We start from the raw sequence: 24,053 nt of genomic DNA, 5'->3' as shown, positions 1-24,053 counted from the left end.
AGGTGGCCCAAAGGGCCGGATGAGGGGGCATTCGCGCTCCCGGTATCATCCAGCCCAAAAGTCGGAAATCAGACTTTCGTCAGGAAGACCGTAACGACGGGCTTCTTGCCCCAGATCTCGTTTGCCGTGGAGCGGACGGCGCGGCGCACGGCCTCGCGCACCATTTCCAGATCCTTGCGACGGGCGCGCGGGATGCTTTCGACGGCGCCGAGTACGGCGTCGTAGAGGGTGTCGCCCATATCCTCGCCTTCGTCGTCGAACTGCGGCAGGCCAAAGGGCTCGACTTCGGGATCACCCATGAAATCGAAACGGCTGTCGAGCAGGATGCTGACGGCGACATGGCCGACGAAGGCGAGCTTGCGGCGATCGCCGATGCCCATTTCCTCATAATCGCCGATCAGGCTGCCATCCTTGAAGATGCGACCGAACGGTGCGTGGTCGACAACCTCGGGCTCGCCCGGTGCGAGCTTGAGCACATCGCCGTTGCGCACGCGCGGGACCTTGGCAATGCCGGACTGTTCGGCAAGCTCGGCATGCGCTGTCAGGTGCACCGCCTCGCCATGCACCGGCACGACCATCTTGGGGCGCGTCCATGTGTACATTTGCTGCAGTTCTGTCCGGCGCGGATGGCCGGAAACGTGCACCAGTGCCTCGCTATCGGTAATGACGTTGATGCCCTGTTCGACCAGGCCGTTCTTGATGTCGTTGATCGCCTTCTCGTTGCCCGGAATGGCGCGCGAAGAGAAGATGATCGTGTCGCCGTCCGTGAAGGCGACGTTGCGCATCTCGTCGCGGGCGATCTTGGCGAGCGCTGCACGCGGTTCGCCCTGGCTGCCCGTGAGGATGACGACGACCTTGTCGCGCGGGATATAGCCGAACTCGTCTTCCGCAATAAACGGCTTCAGGCCTTCCATCAGGCCGATATCGCGCGCGACCTCGGTCACGCGCTTCATGGAACTGCCGAGCAGCAGCACCTCGCGCCCGGCGGCTTCCGCCGCCTGCGCGATGGAGCGGATACGGCCGACATTCGACGAGAAGGTGGTGATGCCCACCCTGCCCTCGGACGCCTCGATGATCTTGGTGAGGCTTTCCGAGACTTCGCGCTCCGACGGCGAGACGCCGTCGCGAAGCGCGTTGGTGCTGTCGCAGATCAGCGCCAGCACGCCCTCGTCGCCAAGCTTGCGGAAGCGGGCCTCGTCGGTCAGCGGCCCGAGCGACGGGTCGAGATCGATCTTCCAGTCACCCGTATGGATGACGGTGCCGAGTGGCGTCTTGATCGCCAGCGACATCGGCTCGGGAATGGAGTGGTTGACGCCGATCGCTTCGATTTCGAACGGGCCGACATTGATGCGGTCGCCCTGCTTGAAGATGGTGACCGGGATTTCGGTGCGGCTGCGCTCGTAGTTGCGCTTGGCTTCCAGCATGCCGGCGGTAAAGGGCGAGGCATAGACCGGGACGTTGAGGCCTGGCCAGAGATCGTTCAGCGCGCCATAATGGTCTTCGTGCGCATGGGTGATGATGATGCCCTTGAGCTTTTCACGCTCCTTCGCGAGGAAGCGGATATCGGGCAGCACCAGATCGACGCCCGGCAGGTCCGGCCCGGGGAAGGTGACGCCGCAATCGACCATGATCCACTGGCGGTTCGCCTTCGGGCCATAGCCGTAGAGCGCCAGGTTCATGCCGATTTCGCCGACGCCGCCAAGCGGCAGGAATACCAGTTCGTCTTCTTTTGCCATCGGGTTCAGAAAGTCCTATCCAAAAAACACGTCGCCGGCCGCGATCAGTCGCGTGCCGCCATCATCCGTCTCCAGTTTCAGGAGACCTGTATCATCAATTCCAGAAAAGCGCCCGGAAATAGAACGGTCGGGAAGATTGACAGTTATGTTTTCGCCGATGCCGCCAGCGACCTGTTTCCAGCGCTCCATGATGGCCGAAATCCCGTGTCCGCTATCCCACAACGAGAGCGTTTCGGCCATCGACTGGAAGAGATGGGCGAACAATTCGTCCGGGGACGCGGAGGCGCCGAAGTCGCGCAGCGTCGCGACCGGGTAGAGCCCGGTGTCCGGCGCCACCGACACGTTGATGCCGATACCGATCACCAGTCCATGCCGGCCGTCGGGCAGCGTCTCGCCTTCAATCAGGATGCCGCAGACCTTGCGGCGATCGACGAGAATATCGTTCGGCCACTTGATCACCACATCGGCGGCATCGAGCGGCATGATACGGCTCACCGCGTCCTGCACGGCAACGGCAACCGCCAGCGGCAGAGAACCCAGCCGCTCCAGGGGGGCGGCGTCTATCAGCAGCAGTGAGGCATAGAGATTGCCGGGCTCGGAAAACCATGCCCGGCCGCGCCGGCCACGGCCGCCGGTCTGACGTTCCGCGGTAATCCAGAGACCCGAAAGCGGGCCCTTTCGGGCGCGCTCCAGGCATTCGGTATTGGTCGAGCCCACATCGCCAAGCGCCTCGTGGCGGAAGTCATCAAGTGACATCCGCCGAGGATTGCCGGACCCGCTCAAAAGAAGGTCCGTGCCGCGGTTTCGGCGGCGGCGCCGATCGGGCCACCGATCAGCACGTAACCGAGAACGAACAGGCCGGAAAGGCCGAAGACCAGCTTGAGTTCACCGGCGGTGCGGGCGAACTCGCCCGTCGCCTCGTCGAACCACATCACCTTGATGATGCGCAGATAGTAGTAGGCGCCGACGACCGACGAGAGCACGCCGATGATGGCAAGCGCATAGAGATGCGCTTCAATCGCCGCCATGAACACAAAATACTTGGCGAAGAAGCCTGCCATCGGCGGGATGCCGGCGAGCGAGAACATCAGGATCGTCAGCACGGTCGCCATGAACGGATTGGTCGAGGAAAGGCCGGCGAGATCGTCGATGTTCTCGACATTGCCGCCTTCCTTGCGGCGCATGGCGAGGATGCAGGCAAAGGTGCCGAGCGTCATGACCATGTAGATGAGCATGTAGAGCGCCACGCCGCGCACACCGGCCATGGAGCCGGAGGCAAGGCCGACGAGTGCATAGCCCATGTGGCCGATCGAGGAATAGGCCATCAGGCGCTTGATGTTGCGCTGGCCGATTGCCGCGAAGGAACCGAGCAGCATGGAGGCAATCGAGATGAACACGATGACCTGCTGCCAGTCGGCGACGACCGGCTGGAAGGCCTCGATGACGATGCGCACCAGCATGGCCATGGCGGCGACCTTCGGGGCGGCCGCGAAGAAGGCCGTGACCGGGGTCGGCGCGCCTTCATAGACGTCCGGCGTCCACATGTGGAACGGCACGGCCGAAATCTTGAAGGCGAGACCGGCGAGGATGAACACCAGGCCGAAGACGAGGCCGAGCGAACGGCCTTCTGCCGTCAACGCAGCGGCGATTTCCTGGAAACCGATCTGGCCGGTGAAGCCGTAGACCAGCGACATGCCGTAGAGCAGCATGCCCGAGGACAGCGCGCCGAGCACGAAGTACTTCAGGCCAGCTTCCGTCGAGCGCAGGCTATCGCGGTTGATCGCGGCGACGACGTAGAGCGCCAGCGACTGGAGTTCCAGCGCGAGATAGAGCGACAGCAGGCTGTTGGCCGAGATCATCAGCAGCATGCCGAGCGTCGACAGCACGATGAGCACCGGGAACTCGAAACGGTCGAGCTGTTCCGAGCGCGCATGGCCGACGGTCATCACCATGGCGGTGATCGAGCCGATCAGTGCCAGCACCTTCATGAACTTGGCGAAGGCATCGGAGACGAAGGCGCCGCCATAGGCCTGGCCCTCGCCCGTGGCGAGCACCAGCCAGAGGCCGGAGATGATCAGCAACGCAACGGCAAGGCCGGTAACGGTCGTGCCCGAGCGTTCGCCGGAAAAAACACCGATCATCAGCAGGGCGAGCGCGCCGACGGCGAGAATGATCTCCGGGGTCGAGAGCTGAAGGCTGGCGAGGATTGTATCAGCAGTCATGTCTTGGGTCCCGTCGTCAGTTCGCCGTCAGCGCAACGGATTGCGCCGCCTGCAGAGCCGCGGAGTAGTTATTGAGCAGCGCGTCGACCGAGGCCGCCGTCGCATCGAACACCGGCGCCGGATAGACACCGTAGAAGATCGTGAGGATCACGAGCGGATAGAGCAGCAGTTTTTCGCGCGCATCCAGGTCAAGCAGCGACTTCAGGCTTTCCTTCTCGAGTGCACCGAAGATAACCCGGCGGTAGAGCCAGAGCGCGTAGGATGCCGAGAGGATGACGCCCGTGGTGGCGAAGAGTGCAACCCAGGTGTTGGCGCGGAAGACGCCGACCAGCGTCAGGATTTCGCCGACAAAACCCGAAGTGCCGGGAAGACCGACATTCGCCATGGTGAAGATCATGAAGGCGACGGCATATTTCGGCATGTTGTTGACGAGGCCGCCATAGGCCGAGATCTCGCGGGTGTGCAGCCGGTCATAGACGACGCCAACGCAAAGGAAGAGCGCGCCGGAGACGATGCCGTGCGACAGCATCTGGAAGATGGCGCCCTGAAGACCCTGTGCGTTCGCCGCGAAGATGCCCATCGTGACATAACCCATATGGGCGACCGACGAATAGGCGATCAGCTTCTTGATGTCGTCCTGCATCAGCGCCACCAGCGAGGTGTAGATGATGGCGATGACCGACAGCGCGAAGACGAAGGGCGCGAAATAGTCGGAAGCGAGCGGGAACATGGCGAGCGAGAAACGGATGAAACCGTAACCGCCAAGCTTCAGGAGGACGCCGGCCAAGATGACCGAACCCGCCGTCGGTGCCTGAACGTGCGCGTCCGGGAGCCAGGTGTGCACCGGCCACATCGGCATCTTCACCGCGAAGGACGCGAAGAAGGCAAGCCACAGCCAGGTCTGCATATGGGCCGGGAAGTTATAGGCGAGCAGTTCGGTGATGTCCGTCGTGCCGGCCTGCCAGTACATCGCCATGATGGCGAGCAGCATCAGCACGGAGCCGAGCAGCGTGTAGAGGAAGAACTTGTAGGAGGCGTAGACGCGGTCCTTGCCGCCCCAGACACCGATGATGATGAACATCGGAATGAGGCCGGCTTCGAAAAACACGTAGAACAGCACGATATCGAGCGACACGAAGACGCCGACCATGAACACTTCCAGGAGCAGGAAGGCGATCATGTATTCGCGCAGGCGCTTCTCGACCGAATGCCAGCTCGCGAGCACGCAGAACGGCATCAGGAAGGCCGAGAGCACGACGAACAGCACGGAAATGCCGTCGACGCCCAAATGATAGGAAATGCCGGTACCGAGCCATTCGGCCTTCTCGACCATCTGGAAACCGGGATTCGCGTTGTCGAACGAATACCAGACCCAGAGCGAGAGGACGAAGGTGAACACCGTCGTCAGAAGCGAGACATTCAGGATGTTGCGGCGGCCGTAAGGGCTGTCCTCACGGGTCAGCAGCAGAAGCGCCACGCCGACGAGCGGGAGAAAGGTGACCGCTGAAAGAATGGGCCAATCGGTCATCAGAGGGAGCTCCCGAGCATCATCCAGGTAACGAGTGCTGCAATACCCAGCAGCATCGCGAATGCGTAGTGATAGAGGTAACCGGTCTGGAGGCGCACGACACGATCCGTCACGTCCATGACGCGAGCGGCGATGCCGTTCGGGCCGAGGCCGTCGATGACGGTGCCGTCACCCTTCTTCCAGAGAAACTTGCCGATCCGCATGGCGGGACGGACGAAGAGGAAGTCGTACAGTTCGTCGAAGTACCACTTGTTAAGCAGGAACTGGTAGAGGCCGCGATGCTGCTCGGCGAGGTATTTCGGCGTTTCCGGCGAGCGGATGTACATGTACCAGGCGGTGACGAAACCGATGGCCATGGCGGCGAACGGGCTCCACTTCACCCACAGCGGGACGTGGTGGTACTCGTTGACCAGCTCGTTCTCCGGCAGCGTGAACAGGGCGCCCTGCCAGAATTCGGCATAGTGATGCCCGAAGAAATATTCGACGAAGATCACGCCCGCGACAACCGCACCGGCGGCCAGCAGATAGAGCGGGATCAGCATGACGGCCGGCGATTCGTGCACATGATGCATAACATCGGCGGAGGCGCGCGGCTTGCCGAAGAAGGTCATGAACGCCAGGCGCCAGGAGTAGAAGCTCGTGAAGAGGGCTGCGATGACCAGCATCGCGAAGGCGAAGCCGGCGACCGGGCTGTGCGAGGCGAAGGTCGATTCGATGATCGCGTCCTTCGAGAAGAAGCCGGCGAAACCGATGACCGTGCCCGGGATGCCGACGCCGGTCAGCGCCAGCGTGCCAATCGTCATCATCCAGAAGGTGATCGGGATGTGTTTGCGCAAGCCGCCCATGTAGCGCATGTCCTGTTCACCATCGACGGCGTGGATGACCGAGCCGGCGCCAAGGAACAGCAGCGCCTTGAAGAAGGCGTGCGTGAAGAGGTGGAAGATCGCCGCGCCGTAAGCGCCGATGCCGAGCGCGACGAACATGTAGCCGAGCTGCGAGCAGGTTGAATAGGCGATGACGCGCTTGATGTCGTTCTGCACGAGGCCGACGGTCGCCGCGAAGAAGGCGGTAATAGCGCCGACCAGCGTCACGACCATGAGGGCGGTGTGCGACAGTTCGAACAGCGGCGACATGCGGGCAACGAGGAAGACGCCGGCGGTGACCATGGTTGCGGCATGGATGAGGGCCGAAACCGGGGTCGGGCCTTCCATGGCGTCCGGCAGCCAGGTGTGCAGCAGGAACTGCGCCGACTTGCCCATAGCGCCCATGAAGAGCAGCAGGCAGGTGGCGGTCAGCGCATGCGACTTGTCGAGCGTCATGCCGAACAGGTTGATGACGGGTTGGCTAGCGTCCGCAGCGCCTTCGGCCGGCAGGTAGGTCGCGGCCGTCGCAAAGATCGTCTCGAGATTGATCGAGCCGAACAGCACGAAGACCAGGAAGATGCCGAGCGCGAAGCCGAAGTCGCCGACGCGGTTGACGATGAAGGCCTTCATGGCGGCGGCACAGGCCGACGGCTTCTTGTACCAGAAACCGATCAGCAGATAGGACGCGAGACCCACACCTTCCCAGCCGAAGAACATCTGGAGAAGATTGTCCGACGTCACCAGCATGAGCATGGCGAAGGTGAAGAGCGAGAGATAGGCGAAGAAGCGCGGCCGATGCGGGTCGTGGTGCATGTAGCCGATCGAATAGATGTGCACGAGCGTCGAGACCGAGTTCACGACGACAAGCATGACGGCCGTCAGCGTATCGACGCGGAACGCCCATTCGACATCGAAGCCGCCGGACTGGATCCAGCGCAGCACGCTGACCTTGACCATCTCCGTTCCGCCCATGGCGACGTCGAAGAACACGACCCACGACAAGACAGCCGCGAGAATCATGAAGCCGGAGGTGACGTATTCGGACGCCTTGGCGCCGATGGCATTGCCGCCGATGCCGGCGATCAGGAAGCCGGTCAAAGGAAGGAAGACGATTGCCTTGATGATGGTATCCATGACCCGATCAGCCCTTCATCATATTGACGTCTTCGACGGCGATCGAACCGCGGTTGCGGTAGAAGACGACGAGAATTGCAAGACCGATGGCCGCTTCAGCAGCCGCGACGGTCAGAATGAACAGTGCGAAGACCTGGCCGACGATGTCGTTCAGGAAGTGCGAGAACGCGACCATGTTGAGGTTGACCGACAGCAGGATGAGCTCGATCGACATCAGGATGACGATGACGTTCTTCCGGTTCAGGAAGATGCCGAAGACGCCGAGGGTGAAGAGGATGGCGCTGACGGTGAGATAGTGGGAAATACCGATTTCCATGATGCTTTTCCTTGGTCCCGCGCTGCCTCAGATGCCCTGACCGGGCTTCACCTTGACGATCTCGACCGCGGTTGCCGGCGTGCGGGCGACCTGCGTCGGGATGTCCTGGCGCTTGATGTTTTGGCGATGGCGCAGCGTCAGCACGATCGCGCCGATCATGGCGACGAGCAGCACGAGGCCGGCAATCTGGAAGTAGTAGACGTAGTGCGTGTAGAGCACGTCGCCGAGAGCGGCCGTGTTCTGACGCTCCGAAATGGGCGGGATCGGCATCGACGCATTGGAGGCGATCTCCGGCGAAAGCGTCGAGCCGCCAACGACGACAACTAGCTCGATCGCGAGGATGATACCGATCAACGCGCCGACCGGCGCATATTCAAGCGCCCCGGACCGCAGTTCGGCGAAATCGATATCGAGCATCATCACGACGAAGAGGAAGAGCACCGCGACCGCGCCGACATAGACGACGAGCAGGATCATCGCCAGGAACTCGGCGCCCGTCAAAAGGAACAGGCCCGCCGAATTGAAGAAGGTGAGGATCAGGAACAGCACGGAATAAACCGGGTTCCTCGACGCGATCACCATGAAGGCGGACGCCACCGCCACGAAGGCGAAGAGATAGAAGAATAGAGCCTGCAGACCCATTTTGGTGCCTTTTCGTCTTCCCCGGAGAAGGTCCCCCTCCCCCGTCGAAGCCTGACGATCCTCTCGTCAGGCACTTCAAGTTCATTTTGCCTTTCCGCCGATCAGCGGTAAGGCGAGTCGATAGCGATGTTGCGGGCAATTTCCCGCTCCCAGCGATCGCCGTTCTCGAGCAGCTTCTGCTTGTCGTAGTAAAGCTCTTCGCGCGTCTCGGTCGCGAACTCGAAGTTCGGACCTTCGACGATGGCGTCGACCGGGCAAGCTTCCTGGCAGAAGCCGCAATAGATGCACTTCACCATGTCGATATCGTAACGCACCGTGCGGCGCGTGCCGTCGTTGCGACGGGGACCCGCCTCGATGGTGATGGCCTGAGCGGGACAGATCGCCTCGCACAGCTTGCAGGCGATGCAGCGCTCTTCACCGTTCGGGTAACGGCGCAGTGCATGCTCGCCGCGGAAGCGAGGAGAAACCGGGCCCTTTTCGAAGGGATAGTTCACCGTCGCCTTCGGGCGGAAGAAGTAGCGCATCGACAGGAAGAACGCGCCAACGAACTCCTTGAGGAACAGCGAATTTACGGCTTGTGAGAGACTAGCCATTTCAAGCTCCAATGCTGCTGAGGTGAGGCGCGGTCCTCATGCGGACCAGCCCGTGAGCTTCAGCACGAATGCAACGATAACGACCATGGCGAGCGAGATCGGAAGAAAAACCTTCCAGCCGAGACGCATGAGCTGGTCGTAGCGGTAGCGCGGCACGAAGGCCTTCACCATCGCGAACATGAAGAAGACGAAGGATGCCTTCAGAACGAACCAGATGATGCCCGGGACCCAGTTGAGGAACCAGACGTCAACCGGAGGCAACCAGCCGCCGAGGAAGAGGATCGTCGTCAGAGCGCACATCAGGCAGATGGCCGCATATTCGCCGAGCATGAACATCATGTACGGGGTCGAGCCGTATTCGACCATGAAGCCGGCGACGAGTTCGGATTCGGCTTCCGGAAGGTCAAAGGGCGGGCGGTTCGTTTCGGCCAGCGCCGAGATGAAGAAGATCACGAACATCGGGAACAGCGCCAGCCAGTGCCAGTCGAGGAACGAGCCCGGCAGGCCGATCATCGTGCCGATGCCGTCGCGCTGCGAATTGACGATATCCGTCAGGTTCAGCGAACCGACGCAAAGCAGCACGGTGACGATAACGAAGCCGATCGACACTTCGTAGGAGACCATCTGTGCGGCAGAACGCAGCGCGCCGAGGAACGGGTACTTCGAGTTGGAAGCCCAGCCGCCCATGATGATGCCGTACACTTCAAGCGACGAGATCGCGAAAATGTAGAGGATACCGACATTGATGTTGGAGATCACCCAGCCGTCGTTGAGCGGCACGACCGCCCAGGTGGCGAGCGCCAGCGTCACCGAGACGAGCGGGGCCAGAAGGAAGATCACTTTGTTGGCCGTCGCCGGGATCACCGGCTCTTTGAAGACGAACTTCAGAAGGTCGGCGAAGGACTGGAACAGACCCCAAGGGCCGACGACGTTCGGGCCGCGACGCAGCTGCACGGCCGCCCAGATCTTGCGGTCGGCGAGAAGCACATAGGCGATGAAAACCAGCAGCGCGACCAGCAGCAGAAGCGACTGGGCCACCATGATCAGGCCAGGCCAAACGTAGGTCGAAATGAAAGCGTCCATAACGTCTTATTCCTTCGCGCTCATTCCGCCGCGGCTTTGAAATTGTTGCGGGCAAGCGCCGAGCATTCGGCCATGACCGCCGAGGCGCGCGCTATTGGGTTCGTCAAATAGAAGTCTTTGATCGGAGACGCAAACCCGGAATTCGCCATCGTCCCGCCTTTTTTCGCAAGTGCGGAAAGATCGGCGATGTCGCCACGCGCAATCTCGTCGATCGCGGCGAAATGCGGGTGTGCGGCGTGGAGTTTTGCGCGCAACTGCACGAGCGAATCGAACGGCAGCTTGTGTCCGAGCACGTCGGAAAGCGCACGCAGGATCGCCCAGTCCTCGCGGGCATCGCCCGGCGCGAAGCCGGCGCGGCTGCCCACCTGGACGCGGCCTTCGGTATTGACCCAGGTGCCTGACTTTTCGGTGTAGGCCGCGCCCGGGAGGATGACGTCGGCGACATGCGCCGCGTTGTCGCCGTGCGAGCCGATATAGACCGTGAAGGCGGTCTTCTTCGAAAAATCCATTTCGTCGGCGCCGAGCAGGAAGAGCACATCCGTGCCCGTCAGCATGTCGGCTGCATTCTTGCCGCCCTCGCCCGGCACGAAGCCGAGGTCGAGACCGCCGACGCGGGAGGCTGCGGTGTGCAGAACGGCAAGGCCGTTCCAGTCCGCCTTCACCGCACCGACTTTTTCTGCAAGTGCCGTGACAGCCGAGAGAACCGCCAGGCCATCGGCACGCGACAGCGCGCCCTGGCCGATGATGATCATCGGACGCTCGGCCTTCTTCAGCTTGGCTGCAAACTTGACCGAGCCGTCGGCGAGGCCGGAGAGCGTTTCCGTGCCGGCGCCGAGATATTCGTAGCCGTAGCGCAGCTCGCCCTGTTCGCCGATCACGCCGATCGGGAAGTTGTCCATGCGCCAGCGCTTGCGGATGCGCGCGTTGAGCACGGCAGCCTCGAGGCGTGGATTGGAGCCGACGATCAGCAGGGCGTCCGCCTGCTCGATGCCTTCGATGGTGGGGTTGAAGAGGTAGCTTGCGCGACCGAGCGACGGGTCGAGCACTGAGCCGTCCTGGCGGCAGTCGACATTGGTCGAGCCGAGCGCGGTCATCAGTTCGCGCAACGCATAGATTTCTTCAACGGAGGCGAGGTCGCCGGCGATGGCGCCGATACGGTCGCCCGTCTTGCCGGCAACGGCCGTCTTGATGGCGCCGAAGGCGTCTGCCCAGCTTGCCGGCTGGAGACGGCCGTCCTTGCGGACATACGGACGATCGAGACGCTGGGTCTTCAGGCCATCCCAGATGAAGCGGGTCTTGTCAGAAATCCACTCTTCGTTGATCTCTTCGTTGATGCGCGGCAGGATGCGCATGACTTCGCGGCCGCGGGTATCGACGCGGATCGCCGAGCCGAGGGCATCCATGACGTCGATCGATTCGGTCTTGTTGAGTTCCCACGGACGGGCCGTGAAAGCGAACGGCTTGGAAGTGAGCGCGCCGACCGGGCAGAGGTCGACCACGTTGCCCTGAAGCTCGGAGGTCATCGCCTGTTCGAGATAGGTGGTGATCTCGGCGTCCTCACCGCGGCCGATCAGGCCAAGCTCGGTGATGCCGGCAACTTCCGTCGTGAAGCGAACGCAGCGCGTGCAGTGAATGCAGCGGTTCATGATCGTCTTGACGAGCGGGCCGATATACTTGTCTTCGACCGCACGCTTGTTTTCAGCGTAGCGCGAACTGTCGATGCCGAAGGCCATCGCCTGGTCCTGCAGGTCGCATTCGCCGCCCTGGTCGCAGATCGGGCAATCCAGCGGGTGGTTGATGAGCAGGAACTCCATCACGCCTTCGCGCGCCTTCTTGACCATCGGCGTGGTCGTGAAGACTTCAGGCGCTTCGCCGTTCGGGCCGGGGCGCAGGTCGCGCACGCCCATGGCGCAGGACGCCGCCGGCTTCGGCGGGCCACCCTTCACCTCGACGAGACACATGCGGCAGTTGCCGGCAACCGACAGCCGCTCGTGGAAACAGAAGCGCGGAACCTCGGCACCCGCCTCCTCACACGCCTGAAGCAGCGTGAAGTGATCCGGGACTTCGATTTCTTTTCCGTCGACTTTCAGCTTTGCCATATCTGCTTTCCCGCTTTTGACGTGGAACCCCGCGTCTCGCCAGCGCCATTCTCTCCGGCTTTCGTTTCGGGTCTTTGCCCGTCCCTTCGGCCTTTGTTCCTATTCGCCAGTTCCGGTGGAGCCTCAGCCCCTGCCCTTCGCCAGCGCCTTTGCCTGCTCTACCCAGCCATCGCGGACGATCCGTCCGCCAAAACCGAGTTCGGCTTCAATCCTTGCCACATCCGCAGCCTTCAAGGCCGCGATGTCTGCGTAGCGCCGGTAGCCCATGCCGTTCAGCACCTGCTCCAGCTTCGGCCCGATACCCGAAATCGCTTTCAGGTCATCAGCCTTGGCGGCTTTCGCGACCGACGCCTTGCGCACCGGCTTTGCTTCCACCGTCTTCGGCGTCGCGCTTTTTTCGCGCGCCACCTCTATCTTCTCTTCGGCGGCCGGCTCTTGCGCCTTCGCCGCCGGCTCCTGCGGAACCACCGTCAGCACCGATCTGGCCTCGACTGGCTCCGCCGCCGCCTTGGCCGTGACGTCGACCGTCTCGTCGAACACCACCCTGGCCCGCTCCGTCGCGTTCTGCATCAGACCCAGCATCATCCCGGCCATCTGGCCCGCAATGCCAAACCCGATCGCCGTCGTTGCAGCCATTGCCGCCACGGGATCAGCCATAACCGGCATGCCCGGCATCTGCTTCAGCCACTGCGCCAGACCGAACGGATCGTTGCCGGCGGCTGTTGCCGGCTGAACTCTGGTTGCATTCGCATCCTGTCCTGCCGGCTTGGTCATCGCCTTACTCCGCTGCTTCCAGCACCGCACCATGGTCCATGGCGTTGGCCGTGTATTGGTCGATCCGCGCCTCGATCTCGGGGCGGAAGTTGCGAATGAGGCCCTGGATCGGCCAGGCCGCCGCGTCGCCGAGTGCGCAGATCGTGTGACCTTCGATCTGCTTGGTGACGTCGAACAGCATGTCGATTTCGCGCTTCTGGGCATTGCCCGTGACCATGCGCTGCATGACGCGCATCATCCAGCCGGTGCCTTCGCGGCACGGCGTGCACTGGCCGCAGCTCTCGTGCTTGAAGAAAGCCGAGATGCGCCAGATCGCCTTAATGATGTCCGTCGAGCGATCCATGATGATCATGCCGCCGGTGCCGAAGGAGGACTTGACCTCGCGCAGACCGTCGAAGTCCAGCGTGACGTTCATCATGTCCTCGGCCTTGACGACCGGGCACGAGGCACCGCCGGGGATGACGGCCAGCAGGTTGTCCCAGCCGCCGCGAATGCCGCCGCCGTGCTTTTCGACCATCTCCTTGAAGGAGATGCTCATGCTCTCTTCGATCGTGCAGGGCGTGTTGACGTGGCCGGACATCATGAACAGCTTGGTGCCGACATTGTTCGGGCGGCCGAACGAGGAGAACCAGGCAGCGCCACGGCGCAGGATCGTCGGCGTGACCGCAATCGATTCGACGTTGTTGACGGTGGTCGGGCAGCCATAGAGGCCCATGTTCGCCGGGAACGGCGGCTTCAGGCGCGGCTGGCCCTTCTTGCCTTCCAGGCTTTCGAGCAGCGCGGTTTCTTCACCGCAGATATAAGCGCCGGCGCCGTGATGGACATAGATGTCGATGTCGTAGCCGAGCTTGTTGTTCTTGCCGAGAAGGCCGGCGTCATAGCACTCGTCGATCGCCGCCTGCAGCGCTTCGCGCTCGCGGATGAATTCGCCGCGAACATAGATATAGGCCGCATGGGCGCCCATGGCGAAGGAGGCGATCACGCAGCCTTCGATCAGCGTATGCGGATCGTGGCGCAGAATATCGCGGTCCTTGCAGGTACCGGGTTCGGATTCGTCGGCATTGACGACGAGATAGTGCGGACGGCCGTCGGATTCCTTCGGCATGAAGGACCATTTGAGGCCGGTCGGGAAGCCGGCGCCGCCGCGGCCGCGCAGGCCCGATGCCTTGACCTCGTTGACGATCCAGTCGCGGCCCTTTTCGAGCAGCTGCTTGGTGCCGTCCCAATGGCCGCGCGCCATCGCGCCCTTCAAGGATCTATCCTTGGTGCCGTAGATGTTGGTGAAGATGCGATCCTGATCTTTAAGCATGGTTCACCTCTTTACCGCGGCTTCTTGCCGAAAACGCGGATGTATTCCGCTTCGCCGCCCTTGGCGAGTGCCTTGGCCTGCTTGACCCAGTCGTCGCGATCGATGCGGCCCTTGAAATTCAGGTAGGAATCGACCCAGTCGCGCTCCGCCTTCTTCCACCCGGCGACTTGCGCGAAGGTGAAGATGCCGAGTTCGTGCAGGATGCCTCCGATCTTCGGGCCGACGCCGGAGATGAGCTCCAGGTCGTCCGGGGTCTCGGGACGCGCGATGCCGGCCGGACGGTTCTTGTCTTCCAGCGACGGCTTGCCGACGAGAGCGGCCGGCTGCTTGGCAGCCTCATCGCCGCCTTCGGCGCGCGTGTCACCCTTGACCTTGGTGTTTGCAGCGGCCTCGGCCTTGGCATTTGCCGGCGTCTTCAGCTTGGGATCGGTCTCCACGGCATCGGTCGTCGGCTTTGCGGCATTCGACGGAGGAACGCTGACGCTGTCCTCGTCCGTCTTCTTGGCACGGGTGGTCGTCTTCTTTACAGCCGAATCCGGCTCCGTGAGGCTGGTAAGACCGCCGGCGGGGGCGGACGTGATACGGTCGATCTGCGGACCGGTCTCGACGGTCGAGCCCTTGCCGGCATCGAAACGGTCGATGATGTGCTCGAGTTGCGTCGTGCTCAGATCTTCGAAGCTGTCCTTGAAGATCATGACCATCGGCGCGTTGACGCAGGCGCCCTGACACTCGACCTCTTCCCAGGACAGCGTACCGCTCTCGTTGAGATGGAAGGGCTCGGGGTGGATGCGCTTCTTGCAGACATTGATCAGGTCTTCCGCGCCGCGCAGCATGCAGGGCGTCGTGCCGCAAACCTGGACATGGGCGCGCGTACCGACCGGCAGCAGCTGGAATTGCGTGTAGAAGGTCGCGACCTCAAGCACGCGGATATAGGCCATGTCGAGCATGTCGGCGACGGATTCGATCGCCGCCTTGGTGACCCAACCATCCTGCTCCTGCGCCCGCATGAGAAGCGGGATGACCGCCGATTGCTGGCGGCCCTTGGGGTACTTGTTGATCGTTGCCTTGGCCCAGGTCGCATTCTCCTTGGAGAAGGCGAAGCTTGCGGGCTGGACATTGTCTTCGGCTAGTCGACGAACGGACATTCTGTAACGCCTTGTGTCAGTTAATCTGTCGGCACTGCGTTTCCGTCGTGTTGACGAACTCGCAGGCATAGGCCGACTTGTCATTCTGCATGAATACGACGTAGCGGCTGCCGTTCGGCGCCGCTGCCTTGATCTCGTAGCCCTGGCTCGCCAGCGCGCCCATGGTAGACGACGCAATCACCGGCTCTTCCGCTTCCTGTGCGTGGGCGACAGCAGCGGTCAGAAGCGCGGTGGCGAGGGCAAGGGCCAGTTTCGGCATCAACGGTCAACCTCGCCGAACACGATGTCGAGGGAGCCGAGGATTGCCGAAACGTCGGCAAGCTGATGGCCGCGACAGATGAAATCCATCGCCTGGAGATGGGCGTAGCCCGGGGCGCGGATCTTGCAACGGTAGGGCTTGTTGGTGCCGTCGGCGACGACATAGACGCCGAACTCGCCCTTCGGCGCTTCGACGGCTGCGTACACTTCGCCGGCCGGCACGTGGTAGCCTTCGGTATAGAGCTTGAAGTGGTGGATGAGGCCTTCCATCGAGCGCTTCATCTGGCCGCGCTTCGGCGGAACCATCTTGCCGTCGATCGAGGAGACCGGGCCGACCTTGGCGACACCGAGCAGGCGATCGACGCACTGGCGCATGATCTTGGCCGATTCGCGCATTTCGATCATGCGGATCACGTAACGGTCATAGCAGTCGCCGTTCTTGCCGATCGGAATGTCGAAGTCGAGGTCGGAATAGCACTCGTAGGGCTGCGAGCGGCGCAGGTCCCAGGCAGCACCCGAGCCGCGCACCATGACGCCCGAAAAGCCCCAGGCCCAGCAGTCCTCCAGCTTCACAACGCCGATATCAACGTTGCGCTGCTTGAAGATACGGTTGCCGGTGAGCAGTTCATCGATGTCGTCGACGGTCTTCAGGAACGGGTCGATCCACTTGCCGATGTCTTCCACCAGCTCGTGCGGCAGGTCCTGATGCACGCCGCCCGGACGGATATAGGCCGAGTGCATGCGCGCGCCACAGGCACGTTCATAGAACACCATCAGCTTTTCGCGCTCTTCAAAACCCCAGAGCGGCGGCGTCAGCGCGCCAACGTCCATGGCCTGCGTCGTGACATTGAGGAGGTGCGAGAGGATACGGCCGATTTCGGAATAAAGAATACGGATCAACTGGCCGCGGATCGGAACCTCGGTGGCAGTCAGCTTTTCGACGGCGAGCGCAAAGGCATGCTCCTGGTTCATCGGCGCCACGTAGTCGAGGCGGTCGAAATAGGGCACGGCCTGGAGATAGGTCTTCGTTTCGATCAGCTTCTCGGTGCCACGATGCAGCAGGCCGATATGCGGATCGACGCGCTCGACGATTTCACCGTCGAGCTCCAGCACGAGGCGCAAAACCCCGTGTGCCGCGGGGTGCTGCGGCCCGAAGTTGATGTTGAAGTTGCGAACGTTGTGCTCGTTCATACCGCTTGCTCCAGAGGTCGGCGCCCTGACGGGCCGCCGGACCCAAAATCAGTTCTGCTTCGCCTTCTCGTCGCCCGGCAGCACATAGTCTGTGCCTTCCCACGGGGAGAGGAAATCGAAGTTGCGGAATTCCTGCTTCAGCTCGACGGGCTCGTACACGACGCGCTTGACCTCGTCGTCGTACCGCACTTCCACGAAGCCGGTCGTCGGGAAGTCCTTGCGCAGCGGATGCCCCTCGAAACCATAGTCGGTGAGGATGCGGCGCAGGTCCGGATGGCCGGTGAACAGGATGCCATACATGTCGTAGGCTTCGCGCTCGAACCAGTCCGCGCCCGGATAGACCGCGCAGGCCGACGGGACAGGAACGTCCTCGCCGGTCGCAACCTTGATGCGTACGCGCAGGTTCTGGCGTGGCGACAGCAGGTGATAGACCACGTCGAAGCGGTCGGCACGCGCCGGCCAGTCCACGCCGCAGATATCGACGAAGTTGATGAACCCGCACTGCACGTCGTCGCGTAGGAAGGTCAGAAGACCGATGATGCGCGCACCGTCCGTCTTCAGGGTGAGTTCGCCATAGGCAATGTCGGCGGAGGCGACAAGATGGCCTGCCGCTTCGCCGATATGGGAAGAAAGCTCCTGGAGGGCTTCGCTCATGTGTAAAGTCCCCTACCCTTAACGCTCGATCGTACCGGTGCGGCGGATCTTCTTCTGCAGCAGGAGCACACCATAGAGGAGCGCTTCCGCCGTGGGAGGACAGCCTGGTACATAGATGTCGACCGGCACCACGCGGTCACAGCCGCGCACCACCGAATAGGAATAGTGATAGTATCCGCCGCCATTGGCGCAGGAGCCCATCGAGATGACATAACGCGGCTCCGGCATCTGGTCGTAGACCTTGCGCAGCGCGGGCGCCATCTTGTTGGTCAGCGTGCCGGCGACGATCATGACGTCGGACTGGCGCGGAGAGGCGCGCGGCGCAAAGCCGAAACGCTCGACGTCATAACGCGGCATCGAAAGCTGCATCATCTCGACCGCACAGCAGGCGAGACCGAAGGTCATCCACATCAGCGAACCGGTACGGGCCCAGGTGATGAGTTCGTCCGTCGACGTGACGAGGAAACCCTTGTCGGCGAGTTCGTTGTTGATCTCGCCGAAATAGGCATCGTTGCTGCCGATGGGCTTGCCGGTCGAGGGATCGATGATCCCCTTCGGCTGCTGCGCAACGAGCGTGGTGCTGGTATGAGCTACTCCCATTCGAGTGCTCCCTTCTTCCATTCGTAGATAAAGCCGATGGTCAGGACACCGAGGAAGACCATCATCGACCAGAAGCCGAACCAACCCATGTCGCCGAACGAAACGGCCCACGGGAAGAGGAAGGCCACTTCAAGATCGAAGATGATGAAGAGGATCGACACCAGATAGAAGCGGATGTCGAATTTCATGCGCGCATCGTCAAACGCATTGAAGCCGCATTCGTAAGCGGAGAGCTTTTCCGAATCAGGCGCCTTGTGCGCGACGGCAAACGGCGCAACCAGCAGTGCAATGCCGATCACGAGCGCGATACCGATGAAGATGGCGATCGGAATATAGGAACCGAGAAGTTCAGTCATTGGCGTCCATCCTGCCTGCTATCGGCGCCGGAGAGACGCCTGTTGGTCCGTGACCTGCAAGCCGAAAAAGTATGTTGCAACGCCAAAGTGGTTAGCGCAGTGAGCGTCCCTGCGCAAGGCTTTGTCCGGCTTTCGCCGCAATCATTGTGTTCTTTTCGCGGTCACCCGGAACGGCTGGCGGCAAAGCCATTTAAATCGTTATGATTTCAAGAATGGCGCGGTGCGGGACGTTTCGCCGCAGCACCGAAGCGAAAGCCTCTTCCCGCCTAGTTCGCATTGAGGTTGAGCATCGGGACAGAGCCGCCGGGCAGCATGGTGCGTGGTAGCTGGCCGTCCCATTTTTCCGCCTGCGTCAGCGAAACCAGCCCCGGATTGTCCTTCAGCGCATCACCGCGCAGCTTGATCGCGCCGGCTTCCGCCTCGCCGCGCAGCTTGATCGCCTCCGACTCAGCTTGCGCTGCCAGACGCACGGCGTCCGCCTGCGCCTGTGCATCCGCGCGGCGGGCATCAGCCTGCGCACGGGCCTGCGTCACGGTGATCTCGGCCTGCACCTTTTCGCGCTCGGCATTCTGCCGCAGACGCTGCACCTCGACCTCCGCCAGCATGCGCTGCTCGATGCTCGCCTCGTAAGCCTCGGAGAAATCGATGTTCTCGATCTGCACGCTGTCGATGGTGACGGGTCCGGAAATACCTTCCTGGATCGCGGATGCGACCTCGGCGTTGAGCCGCCCGCGCTCCTGGATGGCGGTGACCGCATTGAAGCGGCCGAAAACCGTCTTGGTTTCCTCGAAGACCTTGCGCTCGATCAGGCGCGACAACAGGCCGTCCTCGCCACCATAATTCGCGTAGACATCCTGCACGCGATCGGCGGGGATGCGATAGTTCACGGACAGGCGGATATCGGCCGGCTGCTGGTCGCGGCTATAGGCCTCCATCTTGTCGTAGACGGCCGCCTTGGACTGCACGGAGACCCGCACGACCGAATCGATCAGCGGCAGCTTGAAGCCGAGCCCGGGTTCGGCCGTGCCCACGACCGCGCCGTAGCGCAGAATCACGCCGCGCTCGCCCTGGTCGACGGTGAACCACGAGCCGAAGACGACGCTCAGCGCGACGAGCACGGCAAAACCGCTCAGAACCATGGTGACGTAACGCATGCGAATCCCCCTCTTCGATCAGGCAAAGCTACAACGAAGACGGAAGGAAGGCGGCAAACATTCAGCGTGGGCGGTAAAAATCCTGGAAGGAAAAGCGCCGAAGCGCGCATCAAGTGCCGGATGAGGAAATGGCACTAAATGCAGGAAGGAAAAAGAAATGGCGCGAGTGACGGGGCTCGAACCCGCGACCTCCGGCGTGACAGGCCGGCACTCTAACCAACTGAGCTACACCCGCATCCTCGAAATCAACCGGATGGCGAAGCACCCGTCCCGAGCGGCCTGCGCCGTTCGATGAGCGGCTAACTAAGGGGTTCGACTGTGGGTGTCAAGCAGCTTTCAAGACAAAAGAATGACGCACGGCGAAATGTTTCCACAGCCTGCCGCATCTCCATGGGTCCATTCAAAAAAATGCAAAAACTTTGCGATAGCCTCTTGCGGATTGATCCGGTTCCGCATAGATCACGGCCACCAACCCGGCGGGCGATTAGCTCAGTTGGTAGAGCGCCTCGTTTACACCGAGGATGTCGGCGGTTCGAGTCCGTCATCGCCCACCATTCCCCCGCCAAATTTTCCTTCCTACCTCCTGACAATCAGGACATTGAAGAATATTTGGGCGCGGTGAAATTCCCTCACCTAGACGCCCGATGTGGCCTTTGATTCTGCTCACGCTCCTGGAAGCGTGACCTCACCTTTCCAGCCGATGGGCTCTGCGCCCTCCGCCCCCGCACACTTCCCCTTCCCGGCTCATTTCGCGCCACCGACTGACCATTTTTGGATTCTCTTCATGCCGTCGCTGACTCCACATTCAACAAGAATATGGAGAATGTCATGGACGACAATCTTATTGCCCGCCTCATTACCGAGAGCACCGCCTTGCGGCGGCGAGCACTGGAGATCGACAAATCCAGCGACGAGCGCGACACCGCTCTGCTTATGCAAGGGTTGGCGACTGCCATGGATGCGATCCGCGCACTGGCCGCAACGGCCGGACGCCTGGACGGCCCACCTGGGCTCGCAAGGAGTGGCGATTAGGAGCAAGAGCCGGACGGTAAAACAAAGCCGCCCGATCACGGACGTCAAGCCGCAGACGCTGCTCATGGCCGTATCGAGAAGAATGCCCAAAGATCAGTGCTTGTCCACTCGGACGAAGGCTCCCAGTTCGCCAGTATGGATTGGGCCTCATTCCTCAAGCATCACAATCTGGTTCACTCGATGAGCCAGCGCGGGAACTGCCGCGACAACGCGTTGGCCGAAAGCTTCTTCAATCTTCCGAAGCGGGAGCGGATACGCCGAAAGGTCTTCCGGCCACGCGATGAAGCCCGCCAGTATGCATTCGACTACATCGAGATGCTCTACAATCCGAAGCGCAAGCATGTCAGAAACGGAATTCTGTCGCCGGTCGAGTTCGAGCGACAGCAGAAAAACTGATCCGACGGTGCTACGAAACTCGGCGCTATTCACTATGAGGGGCGGAGCTGAGGCTTGGCCCTCCCACCGTAGCCGCGGACATTATGCCATGCCGCCCTCTCAAGCGGACTTCATGACCAAGTTATCGTCACATGACTTTGAAACGGTGATGTTCAGCAACTGGCCCAAGGCTTGTTCGTCGCAGCGTCTACATTCATCAGGTGTAATGAATTCAATGGCAATCATTGATTGTATTTTAGATCTTCTTATCCCGTCAGGCGGCGGGCGAATATCACATATTAGAAAAACAATTATTTTCGAATAAACTCGAAACCACTCACGTTTGTTCCTTGTAGACGTTTTTTGAGAACAAGGCGTTCAGGAAACCGAAAGAAACATCCCGAAGCGAAATCGTCATTCGCATCGGATGAGAAGTTTTTTTTAGTTTCCTACCACGCATGCCCCAAATGTCGGGTTTGTATTCAGGCCATTCGCTCTGTCGAATAGCCTGACGCGTAACGTTGAATGCGTTCGCGTTAACCTGCGGTTCTGCCGAAATCACGCTGAATTCCGATCGACCACATCAGTTCAGGAGTGTTACCAATGACCGTCACTACCACCTTCAACAATACCACCACGACCTTCCAGTTCGGGGTCAACACTTTCACGCCAGGCACTCAGATTTTGCCGGATGCGCTGGGCCTCGACAATGGCGGTTTCGTTGCCGCATACAACACCGCAAGCGGCAATTTCATTCTTTTGAATTTCTATGACGCCAATTCCAACCAGGTCGGCGGCTTCCGCATCCCCTATGACGATGCCAACACCGAGCCTCCAGGAAAGCCCTCTCTGACCAAGCTCGCCAATGGCAATGTGCTGGTCGTCTGGGACGACAATAATCCCGCCGAAACCGCCATGCTCGGCCGCATCTTCGACCAGAACGGCAACGCTGTCGGCGGCGAACTGACACTGAGTGGCTCGTCGATCTCTTTCGAAGATCCGGTCACCAGCGCGCTCACCGGCGGCGGCTTTGCCATTAGCTTTACGTTTGGCGGCAACATCTTCGTCGGTCGCTACAATGCGGCAGGCGGCCAACTGGGTGGCTTCACCCAGGTTAACACCGTCGCAACGGCCGGCACCCAGAATGATGCTTCCATTGTCGGGCTGGCCGATGGTGGCTTCGTTGTCACTTATACCGACACCAATCCTGCCAACCAGCCACTCAGGGCGGTGATCTACAACGCCGACGGCACGGTACGCACGGCCGACTTCCTGATCGACAGTTTCGGCGACAACACGCAGTCGGCATTGACCGCGCTACCGAACGGCAATTGGGCCGTAGTCTATACGGATTCCGGCTGGGGCGAAGGCGGTACTCTGGGCAACGGCATCACGCTCGATATTTTCAACGCCAATGGCGTCTCCCAGACCGGCTTCATCAAGGTCAACACCACGAGCACCGTTGATGAAGTCGAGCCTGACATCACGGTCCTATCGAACGGCTTCATCGTCGTCAGTTGGACGAAGCCTTTCAACGCCACCACCGACGATATCTTTGCCCGCATCTTCGATCAGAACGGCAATGCGCTGTCGGCCAACCTGGCAGGCGAATTTGCGATCGCTGCGGAAGGCGCGGACCGTGACGTTCTTTCCGCCCTCGGCATGCTGCAAAACGGCAAATTCATCACCGTATGGCAGGATGCCGGCGACACCGACGGCAGTGGTGGCCGGATCACTGGCGAGGTCAACCAGGTGACCCGCACCAGCATCAGCGACGGTGCAAGCGACTTGATCCAGATCGATTCCCTGCGTGACATCGCATCCGGCAATGCCGGCAATGATACGTTCCGCGGTGGCGGCCTAGATGCCTTCACCAATGACACAATCGACGGTGGCGCCGATGCCGACCGCATCCTGGCCACCGGCGACATCAGCCTCGTCAACACGACTGTCGTCTCCATAGACGAAATCGAGTTCGAGGCTGCGGCACCAGCAAAGCTTGTCGTCGTCCGAGCCGACCAGATCGGTGCCGGCCTTGCCGCCAATCTTGTTGTCGATTTTGCGGCGGTTGGTACGCCTGACCGTTTCCGAGTCGAAATGCTCAACGCGACCTCCGTCGACCTGTCGCAATTCCAGGTGCAGGATTTCAATCCGAACGTCGGCGAAGCGGATCAATTGATCATCCTCGGTGACGATGACAGTGAAACGATGCGCGGTACGTCGGTGCGTGATGAATTGTTTGGCGCAGGCGGCGACGACCTGCTCGATGGCGGCGCAGGCGGCGATCTTCTGTCTGGCGGAAGCGGTTCCGATCGCGTCACCTATGCCAACGCGATAGCTGCCGTGGTCGCAAGCCTGACAACCCCGGCCGGCAACACTGGCGAGGCCGCAGGCGACACATACTCTTCGATTGAAAATCTAACCGGCTCGGCCTTCAACGATTTGTTGACGGGCGACGCCGGTATCAACAGCATCATCGGCGGCACAGGCGCCGACGTCCTTTTGGGGCTCGGCGGCAATGACAATCTGTCCGGACAGGACGGTGCCGACACTCTGATCGGCGGCACGGGTGCGGATAACCTTGAAGGCGGTGTCGGCAGCGACTTTGCCTCCTATGCGACGGCCACGGCCAGCGTGATCGCGTCCCTCCTCAACCCGGCAACCAATACCGGGGATGCGGCGGGTGACACGTACACATCGATCGAAAACCTCACCGGCTCCAAATTCAACGACACGCTGACCGGTGCCAACAGCGTCAACAGCATCATCGGTGGCCTTGGAAACGACATCATTCTCGGCCTGGGCGGCAATGACAGCCTGTTCGGGCAGGGTGGCAACGACATCCTGATCGGCGGCACGGGCGCGGATAAACTTGACGGCGCTGCGGGCAGCGACCGTGCCTCCTATGCAACGGCCACCGCCGGCGTCATAGCGGCCCTCCTCAGCCCGGCAACCAATACCGGGGACGCGGCGGGCGACACGTACATAT

The 24,053-nt window shown here is 61.4% G+C and carries 21 protein-coding genes, 2 tRNA genes and 1 pseudogene; 4 read left to right on the top strand and 20 right to left on the bottom strand.

Features of this window, described 5'->3' with window-relative positions; genetic code table 11:
* Positions 1-68: 68 nt before the first annotated feature.
* The 20 genes from ACT6VE_RS26345 to ACT6VE_RS26250 all read right to left on the bottom strand — a co-directional run bounded on the left by ACT6VE_RS26345 (position 69) and on the right by ACT6VE_RS26250 (position 19,892).
* A complete protein-coding gene (locus tag ACT6VE_RS26345) occupies positions 69-1,736 on the bottom strand; it encodes a ribonuclease J (RefSeq protein WP_444801290.1) in 1,668 nt (555 codons plus the stop codon).
* Between the two features lie 15 nt (positions 1,737-1,751).
* Positions 1,752-2,492 (bottom strand): biotin--[acetyl-CoA-carboxylase] ligase, encoded by a 741-nt coding sequence (locus ACT6VE_RS26340; RefSeq protein ID WP_444801289.1) that lies wholly within the window; start codon positions 2,490-2,492, stop codon positions 1,752-1,754.
* A 23-nt stretch (positions 2,493-2,515) separates the two neighbouring features.
* The gene (gene nuoN / locus ACT6VE_RS26335) at positions 2,516-3,958 is read right to left on the bottom strand and encodes an NADH-quinone oxidoreductase subunit NuoN (RefSeq protein ID WP_444801288.1); all 1,443 of its coding nucleotides are present in this window, start codon (positions 3,956-3,958) and stop codon (positions 2,516-2,518) included.
* 16 nt (positions 3,959-3,974) lie between these two features.
* Complete coding sequence (locus ACT6VE_RS26330) at positions 3,975-5,486, bottom strand: NADH-quinone oxidoreductase subunit M (protein ID WP_444801287.1); 1,512 nt, start codon at positions 5,484-5,486, stop codon at positions 3,975-3,977.
* On the bottom strand, positions 5,486-7,483 hold the full coding sequence (gene nuoL / locus ACT6VE_RS26325; protein WP_444801286.1) for an NADH-quinone oxidoreductase subunit L: 1,998 nt from the start codon (positions 7,481-7,483) through the stop codon (positions 5,486-5,488). Before nuoL ends, ACT6VE_RS26330 begins: the two co-directional genes overlap by 1 nt.
* A 7-nt stretch (positions 7,484-7,490) precedes the next feature.
* Positions 7,491-7,799, bottom strand: a complete 309-nt coding sequence (nuoK, locus tag ACT6VE_RS26320; RefSeq protein WP_444801285.1) for an NADH-quinone oxidoreductase subunit NuoK — start codon at positions 7,797-7,799, stop codon at positions 7,491-7,493.
* Positions 7,800-7,826: 27 nt separating this feature from the next.
* Positions 7,827-8,441, bottom strand: a complete 615-nt coding sequence (locus ACT6VE_RS26315) for an NADH-quinone oxidoreductase subunit J (protein WP_444801284.1) — start codon at positions 8,439-8,441, stop codon at positions 7,827-7,829.
* A 101-nt stretch (positions 8,442-8,542) separates the two neighbouring features.
* Entirely contained in the window at positions 8,543-9,034 is a 492-nt protein-coding gene (gene nuoI / locus ACT6VE_RS26310) for an NADH-quinone oxidoreductase subunit NuoI (RefSeq protein ID WP_069059113.1), read from the bottom strand.
* 36 nt (positions 9,035-9,070) lie between these two features.
* Positions 9,071-10,117: an NADH-quinone oxidoreductase subunit NuoH gene (gene nuoH / locus ACT6VE_RS26305; RefSeq protein WP_444801283.1), complete on the bottom strand. Its 1,047-nt coding sequence runs from the start codon at positions 10,115-10,117 to the stop codon at positions 9,071-9,073.
* A 20-nt stretch (positions 10,118-10,137) separates the two neighbouring features.
* Entirely contained in the window at positions 10,138-12,216 is a 2,079-nt protein-coding gene (nuoG, locus tag ACT6VE_RS26300) for an NADH-quinone oxidoreductase subunit NuoG (protein ID WP_444801282.1), read from the bottom strand.
* A 123-nt stretch (positions 12,217-12,339) separates the two neighbouring features.
* Complete coding sequence (locus tag ACT6VE_RS26295; RefSeq protein WP_444801281.1) at positions 12,340-12,990, bottom strand: NADH:ubiquinone oxidoreductase; 651 nt, start codon at positions 12,988-12,990, stop codon at positions 12,340-12,342.
* Between the two features lie 4 nt (positions 12,991-12,994).
* Complete coding sequence (gene nuoF / locus ACT6VE_RS26290) at positions 12,995-14,299, bottom strand: NADH-quinone oxidoreductase subunit NuoF (protein WP_444801280.1); 1,305 nt, start codon at positions 14,297-14,299, stop codon at positions 12,995-12,997.
* 11 nt (positions 14,300-14,310) lie between these two features.
* A complete protein-coding gene (locus ACT6VE_RS26285) occupies positions 14,311-15,444 on the bottom strand; it encodes an NADH-quinone oxidoreductase subunit E (protein WP_444801279.1) in 1,134 nt (377 codons plus the stop codon).
* A 16-nt stretch (positions 15,445-15,460) separates the two neighbouring features.
* Positions 15,461-15,703, bottom strand: a complete 243-nt coding sequence (locus tag ACT6VE_RS26280) for a hypothetical protein (protein ID WP_444801278.1) — start codon at positions 15,701-15,703, stop codon at positions 15,461-15,463.
* Positions 15,703-16,893, bottom strand: coding sequence for an NADH-quinone oxidoreductase subunit D (locus ACT6VE_RS26275; protein ID WP_444801277.1), 1,191 nt, complete (start codon positions 16,891-16,893; stop codon positions 15,703-15,705). The genes ACT6VE_RS26280 and ACT6VE_RS26275 overlap by 1 nt, the downstream gene beginning before the upstream one ends.
* Positions 16,894-16,941: 48 nt before the next feature.
* A complete protein-coding gene (locus ACT6VE_RS26270) occupies positions 16,942-17,547 on the bottom strand; it encodes an NADH-quinone oxidoreductase subunit C (RefSeq protein WP_444801276.1) in 606 nt (201 codons plus the stop codon).
* 18 nt (positions 17,548-17,565) lie between these two features.
* Positions 17,566-18,147, bottom strand: coding sequence for a NuoB/complex I 20 kDa subunit family protein (locus ACT6VE_RS26265; RefSeq protein WP_069059122.1), 582 nt, complete (start codon positions 18,145-18,147; stop codon positions 17,566-17,568).
* On the bottom strand, positions 18,138-18,503 hold the full coding sequence (locus ACT6VE_RS26260) for an NADH-quinone oxidoreductase subunit A (RefSeq protein ID WP_069059123.1): 366 nt from the start codon (positions 18,501-18,503) through the stop codon (positions 18,138-18,140). The genes ACT6VE_RS26265 and ACT6VE_RS26260 overlap by 10 nt, the downstream gene beginning before the upstream one ends.
* Before the next feature lie 266 nt (positions 18,504-18,769).
* Entirely contained in the window at positions 18,770-19,657 is an 888-nt protein-coding gene (locus ACT6VE_RS26255) for a prohibitin family protein (RefSeq protein WP_444801275.1), read from the bottom strand.
* A gap of 158 nt (positions 19,658-19,815) precedes the next feature.
* Positions 19,816-19,892 (bottom strand) — tRNA-Asp (locus ACT6VE_RS26250).
* 243 nt (positions 19,893-20,135) lie between these two features.
* On the opposite strand from ACT6VE_RS26250, the gene ACT6VE_RS26245 reads away from it, so the two are divergent.
* The 4 genes and pseudogenes from ACT6VE_RS26245 to ACT6VE_RS26230 all read left to right on the top strand — a co-directional run.
* Positions 20,136-20,211, top strand: a tRNA-Val gene (locus ACT6VE_RS26245).
* A 274-nt stretch (positions 20,212-20,485) separates the two neighbouring features.
* A complete protein-coding gene (locus ACT6VE_RS26240; protein ID WP_444801274.1) occupies positions 20,486-20,689 on the top strand; it encodes a hypothetical protein in 204 nt (67 codons plus the stop codon).
* A 55-nt stretch (positions 20,690-20,744) separates the two neighbouring features.
* Positions 20,745-21,085, top strand: a pseudogene (locus tag ACT6VE_RS26235) (IS3 family transposase); the annotation flags it as partial.
* Between the two features lie 582 nt (positions 21,086-21,667).
* Positions 21,668-24,053, top strand: a 2,386-nt coding sequence (locus tag ACT6VE_RS26230) for a calcium-binding protein (protein ID WP_444801273.1), incomplete at its 3' end; no start/stop codon positions are given.

The sequence above is a fragment of the Shinella sp. genome (assembly GCF_052438155.1).
Lineage (GTDB): Bacteria > Pseudomonadota > Alphaproteobacteria > Rhizobiales > Rhizobiaceae > Shinella.
The sequence above is the reverse complement of the archived record's forward strand: the minus strand, read 5'-3'. Positions and strand labels throughout refer to the sequence as shown.